The organism is Bacteroides sp. 41_26, assembly GCF_949740115.1.
In the GTDB taxonomy this organism is placed as follows: Bacteria; Bacteroidota; Bacteroidia; order Bacteroidales; family Bacteroidaceae; genus Bacteroides; species Bacteroides nordii.
Map to the genome: position 1 here is coordinate 44,457 of NZ_CATJGZ010000050.1, position 9,896 is coordinate 54,352.

Annotated in this window: 5 protein-coding genes; 4 read left to right on the forward strand and 1 reads right to left on the reverse strand. The window is 37.3% G+C overall.

Features of this window, described 5'->3' with window-relative positions; all coding sequences use genetic code 11:
- Positions 1–3: 3 nt before the first annotated feature.
- The 4 genes from QX565_RS03050 to QX565_RS03065 all read left to right on the forward strand — a co-directional run bounded on the left by QX565_RS03050 (position 4) and on the right by QX565_RS03065 (position 8,250).
- On the forward strand, positions 4–1,755 hold the full coding sequence (locus tag QX565_RS03050) for a SusD/RagB family nutrient-binding outer membrane lipoprotein (RefSeq protein WP_122202227.1): 1,752 nt from the start codon (positions 4–6) through the stop codon (positions 1,753–1,755).
- 12 nt (positions 1,756–1,767) lie between these two features.
- Entirely contained in the window at positions 1,768–3,696 is a 1,929-nt protein-coding gene (locus QX565_RS03055) for a hypothetical protein (protein ID WP_122202226.1), read from the forward strand.
- Between the two features lie 120 nt (positions 3,697–3,816).
- Entirely contained in the window at positions 3,817–7,557 is a 3,741-nt protein-coding gene (locus QX565_RS03060) for a LamG-like jellyroll fold domain-containing protein (protein WP_122202225.1), read from the forward strand.
- Positions 7,558–7,824: 267 nt separating this feature from the next.
- On the forward strand, positions 7,825–8,250 hold the full coding sequence (locus QX565_RS03065) for a hypothetical protein (protein WP_122202224.1): 426 nt from the start codon (positions 7,825–7,827) through the stop codon (positions 8,248–8,250).
- A 333-nt stretch (positions 8,251–8,583) separates the two neighbouring features.
- On the opposite strand, the gene QX565_RS03070 is transcribed toward QX565_RS03065, so the two are convergent.
- The gene (locus tag QX565_RS03070) at positions 8,584–9,456 is read right to left on the reverse strand and encodes a DUF8429 coiled-coil domain-containing protein (RefSeq protein WP_002562212.1); all 873 of its coding nucleotides are present in this window, start codon (positions 9,454–9,456) and stop codon (positions 8,584–8,586) included.
- Positions 9,457–9,896 lie beyond the last annotated feature (440 nt).

The following is a 9,896-nucleotide window of genomic DNA, read 5'->3' on the forward strand; positions in this document are numbered from 1 at the left end:
AAAATGAAAAAAATAATATATTCAATTGGTTTCTTTGCCGGGTCTTTACTGTCAACAGGTATGCTTATCAGTTGTGGTGACCAGTTTCAGGAAGAATATCCTTGGATGATAGGCAAGCAAGAAGATATGGATAATAGCAATGAAGCAGGTGCGGGAGCTACTGATATTACTGTTCTTGAAAAAGAACTTCGTGGTGCTATTCCTTTTATGATTAATTATTCTCATGAACCTAATGGTAGTTGGGCTCCTCATAAGTATCAATATTATCGTGCCAATAGTATTGACAACTATGCCGGATATTGGACTACTTCGAAAGGTACTTTTACTTTTGGTGGTCCGCTACCTACTCTTTATACATATCCCAATGACTACCTTGGTGGTCCTATGGATAATCAGATTTTTACACAGTCCGTTAATGCTATTTTTCATGCTACTGAACTTGGAAAACCTGAATGGCGTGCTGTCGGGTTGATAATTCAAGCGTATTCCGCACATGAGATTGTTGACTTCTATGGGGCTGCTCCTTTTACTGATTGGCGTAATGTAAATCGTATTCCACCGTTGACTTATGAAAAGGGAGTTGATATTTATGATATTATTTTTAAAGATCTTGATGAGGCTATCACTATCCTTAAAGAACGACAGCCATCAAAAGCTGAATTAGAAAAGATAGAAGATCCTAATAAGACAATTTCTTATGGTGATTGGCGACGTTGGGTGAAGTTTGCTAATAGTATCAAACTTCGTATGGCTATGAATATAGTGAAGTATGATGTTGGTAAAGCCCAACAAAAAGCTGAAGAAGCAGTAGCCGATGAGATAGGTGTCTTAACCCTAAACGATGATAAAGATATAGCATACTATCCAACCAGTGAGATTTCATGTTGCTTATGGAGGATTTGTAATGAATGGCATGATCTTCGTCTGGGTGCGTCATTGGAAAATATTCTTAAACACTTTGGAAATCCACTATTGACACGTTGGTTTGATACGAATGCATATCCTATTAAAGACAAAAATTCAGGTGTGGCGGCTCCTATTGACGTATATGGGATGCGTCCCGGTATTAATATGAGAAATAATAATACTACGGGAAAAGATAAAGGTGGTTATGGTCCTTTTGCTACATTAACCGACGAATTTAAATATATGCATCAGTCTTTTTTCAAGCGTACAGAATGTTTGTTACTACGTGCCGAAGGTGCTCTAAGAGGATGGAATATGGGAGGTACTGCTAAAGATTTTTATGAAGCCGGTATTCGTCTTGCTTTAGAAGAGAATGGAGTTACTGATCAGAATACAATTAATGAATATATCAATCGGACAGAGGTTAAGGATGTAGATTATAAGGACCCGCTTAATGAAATTCATAATATTAAAGGGCGTGTGAAAGTGGATGTAAAATGGAATGATGCAGATTCTGATGAGCTGAAACTGGAAAAAATCATTACTCAGAAGTATATTGCTAATTTCCCGATGAGTGCAGAGGCATGGACTACATTCCGTCGTACGGGATATCCGCGTTTGTTCCCTGTTTTTCTTAACAATATGCCGGGGGTGGATACTGAACTTCAACTACGTCGGATTCCTTTGGTAGAAACCTCTAATAACACTCTTGAGATAGCTTCACTTGTGGAAGCCCTTGGTGGTCCTAATAACGGTGGTACGCGAGTATTTTGGGATGTGCCGACTGAACAGCGTGGGGAAACGAGTGAAGATAATGATTGTCAGATAGTAATTCCAGTAAACTTTTAATAAATATATCAGATGAAACTATATAGAAACATAATATTCTTTTTGATAGCCATCCTATGTATGGGGATTTTCGTCGGATGTAATGAAGACGATACGCTTGACGGTGCAACTGAGGTATATATAACCCTTAATCCAACGGATATTATTTTGAGAGTGGGTGATACGATAAAAATATCGGCATTAGTTACTAATTTGAGTGGTGATCGCATCAATACATCGGTTGCATGGTCTGTATTGGATGAAAAAGTCGCAAAAATACTTGGCGATACGGCAATCGTTTGTGTGTTAGGTGCGCAAGGGAAAGAGACTAAACTTAAAGCGGAGCTTGTAAATGGTAAATATGCTCTTACTTCTGTGACTGTTACTACCAATCTTCCTAAAGGTATTACTCCTGTAAATGAAGAGGGGATTGTAATTTCCTCCAAACGTAGTTATGATATTACTCATGATTCTGTGTTATTTGCAGTTTCACCTAAAGAACTTCTTGAAGATTTTACACCTCAATATACAATTGAAGGGCTTGAAGAGTACAAAATTCCGATGACAATAGATAAAGAAGCGGGACTTGTGGCGATTCATTATGCTGCCCCACGTAGTGCCGGTGAAGGTAAAATTACTGTTTCGATAGGGGAACAGGCCACCGCTCAGAGTGCAAGTTGCAGTGTTCTATTAATGCCGGTGATTTATGCTACTTTCTATGGTGAAAAATATGCTGATATGCCTTATCTTGATACAAGACCAGATAAAAGTGTACTGCCACAATGGTTTGCTTATACTAATGAAACGAATATGGATATAAATTCGGAAGCTACGATACGTGTGGCCATGAATATTGAAAGCGGGGCTAAGGAGGATATTGAAGCTGCTTATAAGGCATATCGTTGGGAAGTTATATCAGGTAGTTCAGTAGTAGTTACAAGAATGGAGGAAGAATTTGTTGAGAACCAAGGATTTGATGCCGTGTTGACTGTACGTTCGGGGATTGATGAAGGGGAAGCGGAATTTCATTGTATTACTCCGGATACGGTACTGGTGGCAACTTTTACAGTTCAGAATTATAAAACCCGTTATCCTGTAGATGAAATTACAGTAGATCGTTCTTCGGTTTCTATGTCTATGGGTGATGTACTTATGTTGACTACAGGAGTTGTTCCTTCTACTTCTTATGCTTACCATAAACCAAAAGTGATAGCGGAAGATCCTACGGTTGTAGAAGTAGGCAAATATGATGGAAATATGATAACTCTGAAAGGACTTAAGGTGGGTGCAACAAAGCTTGTATTGACATCCAGTGACAAGACACTCGAAATACCTGTTACTATTACTGAATCCATCAAGAGTGTATTGTGGGAATCTACTAATAATCGTACTCTGTTTGTCGGTCAGTCTGTTGAGTGGGGTGTTAATGTTACTACAGTTTCAGGTGGGACTAATCCTTATGATGTGATTTGGAAATCATTTGATCCATCCATACTTACTGCGACCCCAGTAGAAGGAAGTAGAGGTATAATTACTGCTATTGCTGAAGGTACAACTACGGTAAGGGTGGAAGTAAATGGTGTTAGATCTGATGCAGCTTCTGTTAAAGTGATTGGTTTACAGGAGAATATGTTGTATACTTCTTCTAATACAGATTATGAAAATACCGTTGTGTATTCTGACAAAGATGATCTTGTGATATTGATTACTCCTGAATCCGGCTATGAACTTATTATGATTACATTGGCCGGTGTGGGTAAAGATGATAACTATGATGGAACTTATTCTGTCAGTGATCACCAAACAGATATTGAAATTGATGGGGCAAAAGTAAGTGCGACTTCAGGAAGTGTGACTATTGCTTCTCGCGATACAGATGCATTGATTTCGTTTGATCTTTCATTTGAAGTTGATAATAAAACATTTACGCTTAAAGCAGAAAATGTATTAGGAGTTCGATAACACATTGGTAGGAGGTTTGAAACTTAGATATTTTGAGCCTCCTGCTTCAATATGAACAAATATTTGAAATTACTTCCAATTTGTTTAAATTAATTATTTTTTAACTTAAAAACTATTCCCATGAAAAGAAATTTACTTTTAATTTCCGGAATTGTGGCACTTTCTTTTTCTGCCAATGCGCAGCAACTGAAAGAAGAGTACATGTTTTGGCCTAATAGCGCAGGTTTAGCTGGCTATGTGAATGATTGGACTCCCGGTACTCCTTTATTTGAAGATGAAAACTTCTACATTTCTCGTGTGAAACCTAAAGAGCGTTTTCGTAATTCTGCAACTCAGATTAATGAATCTTTAACTGAGGCTAATGACAAAAAACTTGTTTTTTGGGTTCCTGTAGGTACTGCTACCGGAGGGAATGTGAATGCACGTCCAAACGGTGTATTTGATTCAGAAGTATTTAGTACATGGTCTTATGTAACTCATTATGGTAACTGGACTTCACCTCATGGTTGGGTACCTGGTGGTTTTGCGGATGTTGCCCATAAAAATGGTGTAGGTGTATCTGGTGTTGCAAGTATTCCTAATGCAGGTATTAGTGCAAATGACGGTGCTTGGGGACAAGCTTTAAATAATCAAGTTGCTCTTGATAATGAAAAATTGGCTAAATTTCTTTATTATCATGGAGTGGATGGGCTTGGCTATAATTCAGAGTTCTATGGTATGGCCAGTGCTTTACCCCTTCTTCGTACCCAACATGAATTTATTCATAAATATCTTGTTGAGCATGGTAATCAATTGGCAGAAAACTTCTGGTATGACGGAACCAATGATAATGGTGGTATAAGTTTCGATACAGGTATTGGTAATCATAATAAAGAAACATTTGGAGATGGTGAACATATACGTACATCTCTTTTCTTTAATTACAATTGGTGGAGTTCAAGAGTATTAAATTCTCTTTCCAATATTGAAACTGTTGCTCCCGGTCGTAATCCGTTGGATATTTATGCCGGATTCAATATGCAGGGAGGAGATCCTTCTACTTGGACTACTCTTACCCAGTATCCGATGTCTATTGGTCTGTGGGGAGCTCACGATTACAATATGCTTTGGGCTGGACGTTCTAAAAAAGGTAGTTCGGACATGGCTAAACAGGCTACATACCAAGAGATTCTTGATATGTTTTTTACTAACGGTAATCGTAATCCGGTGAAAGAAATCGAGGTTTATAATTCACGTAGTCACTTCCCCGATGAAAAGTGGTTTGGTATGTCAGCATTTATGTCTGCACGCAGCTCTTTGAAATGGGATCTTTCTGAAGAACCGTTTGTAACATTCTTTAATCTTGGTAATGGTCGTTTTTTCAATTGGAAAGGCGAACGTCAGAATAACAATGAATGGTATAATATAGGTGTACAAGATTATCTTCCTACGTGGCGTTATTGGTTTGCTTCTTCATTCATGGGTAAAGAGACTGTGGCCAATGGATTAGATGCCCAGTTTACGTGGGATGATGCTTATGTAGGTGGTTCTTGTCTTCGTATCTTCGGATCGAGTGCTAATGAATATCTGCATCTTTTCAAAACAGAGTTTGGGTTGAAAACTAATGATGTAATTACTGTTCGTTACAAACTTGTGAATGGACAGACTGATGTTAACTTGATTTTATCTGCTAAAGGTAATGAAACAGAAATTTTGCGAGAAAGTAATCTTAAAGTAATTTCTGTTTCTGACAAAGCCGATGATGAGGTTTGGGTTGAAAAGACATTTAAAGTTAGCGGTACTCTTATAGCACTTAATAATAAAGAGATCGCGATGATTGGTCTTCATTTTACGAATGCTGAAAATCTGGAACTTTATCTTGGAGAGTTTTCCATTACCCGTGGTGCAGTTACTGTTCCTTCCAAACCTGAAATTACTGTAGCGAAAGTACTTGGTAATCACTATAAAGGGGTTGATGCTAAAGTGATTTTCAATATGGCTAACAATAAAGAAACCGGTTCTCCTGTTTATAATATCGATGTAAACGCTTCTATGTTTAAGTTGTATGCACAACAAGAAGGTGGTGAACCTGTATTTATGGGTATTACTACTTCTTGGGCAGGTATGTATTATTCTATTCCTACTGACATGCAGGGAGTACAACGTATACGTCTTGGTGTGTCGGCTGTATCGGTTGATACTAAAACTGACTCTGAGATAGCATGGAGTGACTATATGGATATGGGTGACTATACTACTATGGATGATATCCAGATTAATAAAACTACAATTAAACCAGGTGAAGATTTTGAAATCTCTTATGTAGATCCTCGTCATGCGGCTGCTGACTGGAAACTTTATAATAGTGATGGTAATGTTGTGGCCCAAGCAAGTGAAACTGTTAAATTTTCTGTAGCAAATGGTATTGAAGAACTTGGCGGATATGATCTTGAGGTAATCGAGTCAAACGGTACCCGTCGTTTTAATTATTACGTACAGATTACAGGTTGGGATGTAGGTGCTTTGCCTCAAATCCAAAGCTTGACAGTTGGTAGTGAGGAAGCAGGAGAATCATCTGTTAAAATCGAAGTCGGTGATAAATTGACTCTTGGCTATACAGGTAGAAAAGCGAATGGTGCTGCATCACGTGGTGTAGAAATTGATGAAGGTTGGGTAGGTGGCCCGGTTCAACCCTTAGGAATAGGTTCTTACCAGTCATTCTCTGTTTCTGCATGGGTAAGATTTACTTCTTTACCAGGTAGTACGGCATTCTTTAGTATTGAAGACCGTACAGCTACTTGGCCTGTTAATAACTGGGGGTGGTTCTGGTCTAATATTAACTCTGAAGGTAAATTGGATTCATATACTTTCCGTAGTTCAACTGCCGGTGGTTCTGCTGAACTTAAATATGTATTCCCTGAAACTATAGTTACACCTAATGGATGGAATCACATTGTATTGACATTTGAATACAACGAGGATAGTAAATTCCGTTCTAAATTCTATCTTAACGGTATTTTGCAGGAGTCCACATGGGAGTTTGCTAATGCAAAAGGAACAACCGAAGATTGGTGCTCTATACGTTTTGCTCTTCCTTCCACCTATTGGATGGGCTTAGGTGGCGGTCGTGGATCGAATCCTACTTTCAATAACGGTATAGTGGACGAATTGCAGGTTTGGAACGGAGTTATGAGTGAAGAAGACATTCAGGCTTCTAAAGCTGGGCTTAATGCTGATAATCTTCCGGAAAATGTATTGGCTTATTGGGATTTTGATACAGATACAGATGAAAGTAACTTCTTTGTAGCGAAGGGTACTAAACCTGAAGCGAAGGCTTGTGTATTTAAAATTGTTGCAGGAGAATTGGAAGGCTCAGGAACTCAAACTCCTCAGAATCCTCTTTATATTTCCGGTACTCCGTTTATTCCCGGATCTGCATATAAGATTGAAACTTTGCCTACGTGGAAAACTAAACGTGCTATAATCAGTGACGCTACCGGTAATGATATTGTTGGTTCTGCTAAGCTTACTTATGCAGAGAAAGGTGATTATACTGTAACTTTGACACTTGAAAACACACTTGGATTAGATTCTAAGGATTATCCGGTATTCTCCGTTATTGATCCTACGGGAATTGAAGAAAAAGAAGCGGGTGAGCTGCATACTTATACCGTAGATGATGTTCTCTTTGTAGAATTTGCTGAAGATGGTAACTATCAGGTTGCTGTGTATAATGTTTCCGGAATGCTTGTTACCCAGAAGGCAGAGGCTATTTATGCAGGTCAAAACATGCGTATTACTCTTGGAACTAATGGAATTTACTTAATTAAAGTAATGAAAGAAGGTAAAGAGGTTCGTACAATCAAAGTTCTTAAGAATTGATTTGCTATAAGATTAAATATTATTTGTAATAAATAGAGACTGAAAACATCTCTGTTGAGTTGGACGAATTAATATTTCTAACGAGTATAAGAGCCTGGTGTTATACCAGGCTCTTTCCTTTTTTTACATATTACTATTTTGATAATATAGTAGTTTCCTTATTTTTTTATTGGTCGATTTAAATTCAATAGGACTATTGATTGGTAACATTACCTCTTCAAATGTTTTATATAAACACGATTGTATCATCCTTTAAAACTTACGTTTATGAAAATCACAAAAGTTATATTATTACTTTTTGTCTTTTTATGTACATCCAACCTATGGGGCCAATTGAATAAAGATTGGCCTCAAAACCTTATTACGGAAAATAGAGTCATAAAAAACATGAAAATCTATGTATCTAATCCCAACTGGAATGGGATGTTGATTATAGAATTAGATGGAAAACCATTGTGTACGGATTATGGTCAAGGAATATTGCTGTTGACTGGTCAGAATTTAATTGAACGCACAGCAGAAGTCGATGTATATTCAGGTGGTATACTTTCAATTCGAGCTTACAGAGACGGTATAGGAAATACCAATGTAATTTCATTGATAATTCCAGAAGATGAAATAGATCCAATATTAATCGTAGAATGTACCCCTAGTACTCATCTTCCTCTAAAAGCATATTTCGGCAAATACTGATTATTGTAAGATACTTATTTGAATAAACGGGCTGTTCGGAAAGTTTTGGTAATTAATTACGGAATTATCTTGGAGCTGACTAAAAAAACTTTTCTTGGAAAAAGATCTTTTATCCACTGATATGAGAGATTTTTTAAATATATCTGGGCCAGCCGGGCATATAAATATACGGATCACATTTGTCATTATATACAACATCCCATTACATATATTGTTATTTGCAGTAACATATATTGTAATGGGACGTCAAATATATTGGTATTTTCTTTACAAAACCACTTTTTGAATAAATACTTCAATTGTTTGTCATACCTTTGACGTATGGAAAAGCACTTATTCGAGGGTGAACCGTTGTGAACCAATCATAGTACCATCTGCAAAAATATCTACGCGGTATGTGCCAGCAGAGAGATACTCTTCTACATTCCAAAAAACGGTGATGGGTTGTTCTTCTCCATTATATTCAATATACTTTTTGATAGAGTAGGGGAGTGAACGATTTTCATATTCAAACGTATTGGCAGCGTTCTTTGTCAGCACTTCATTATTGGGTTTGTAGATATTGATATACAATGTACGTTCACCTGTTTCTGCAGTAATGTTCTTGACAATGGTAAAACCGATAGTAAACTTTACTACATCTTTTACCTTTTTCACTTTCTTGTCACGTTTGTTTTTGGGTTCTACCCAAATATTGGTAGCATCCAGTTGAGCAGCCAGAGTTACTTTCTTATTCAGATTCTTCTTCTCTTCTGATAGATTGTTTATCTGGCGTGAAGCAGCGTTATATTTCTGTGTTACTTCAGCGATCACTTGCTTTTGTTGATTAGTTAGTTTATTGAGAGAGTCAATCTGATTGATATAACCGATCATAATTTTACGCAATGAACTCAATTCTTTTTTCAGACGGCGAATTTCAGTGGCATTACTACTTTTAACTGTACGCAATTCTTCAAGAAGACGTTGGGTCTTGATTTGCTCCTGCTCTAATAAGACGGACAGTGAATCATTGGATACTGTAAGTTTCAGTTCATCATATTGCTGGGCAAAACGGGTATATTCGTTTTCCAGATCTTCTTTCTCAAGAGCAAATTCTTCAACCAGTTCGCGATTATTCTGCTTTTCGGTGAACAGTAGATACGTGATGCCGACAAGAGCAATCACCAATACCGATACGGCGATAATGAGCAGGGTCTTTTTATTCATGTTTCTTTAGTTAGATGATAATTCGCTGCAAATTTAATCATTTCACTACATAGTAACACAGCGTTTCACGTAGTTTTTTCTTTTAAGAGCTTGTTTAAGTTTTCTTTTCCTGAACACGTAAGTTAATAATCGGATGAAATGTAGCTGTTATTCGGACGGAGTACGATTGGCACTCGGATGAAGTACAACTGCCGATTTAATAGAAGAGAAGTATTAGTACAACTACATATTGGCAGGAGTTGTCTCTTTAACTAAAATTATTACGGAAATATTTCTTTAATAACGATTATCGTTGTACTTTTGCCGTCGCAAAAAGATAGAACTAATTATCAACTTTTTAAAATATAAGTATTATGTCAAAAGTAACCGTAGTAGGCGCAGGTAACGTAGGTGCTACATGTGCAAATGTACTTGCTTTCAATGAAGTAGCAGACGAAGTA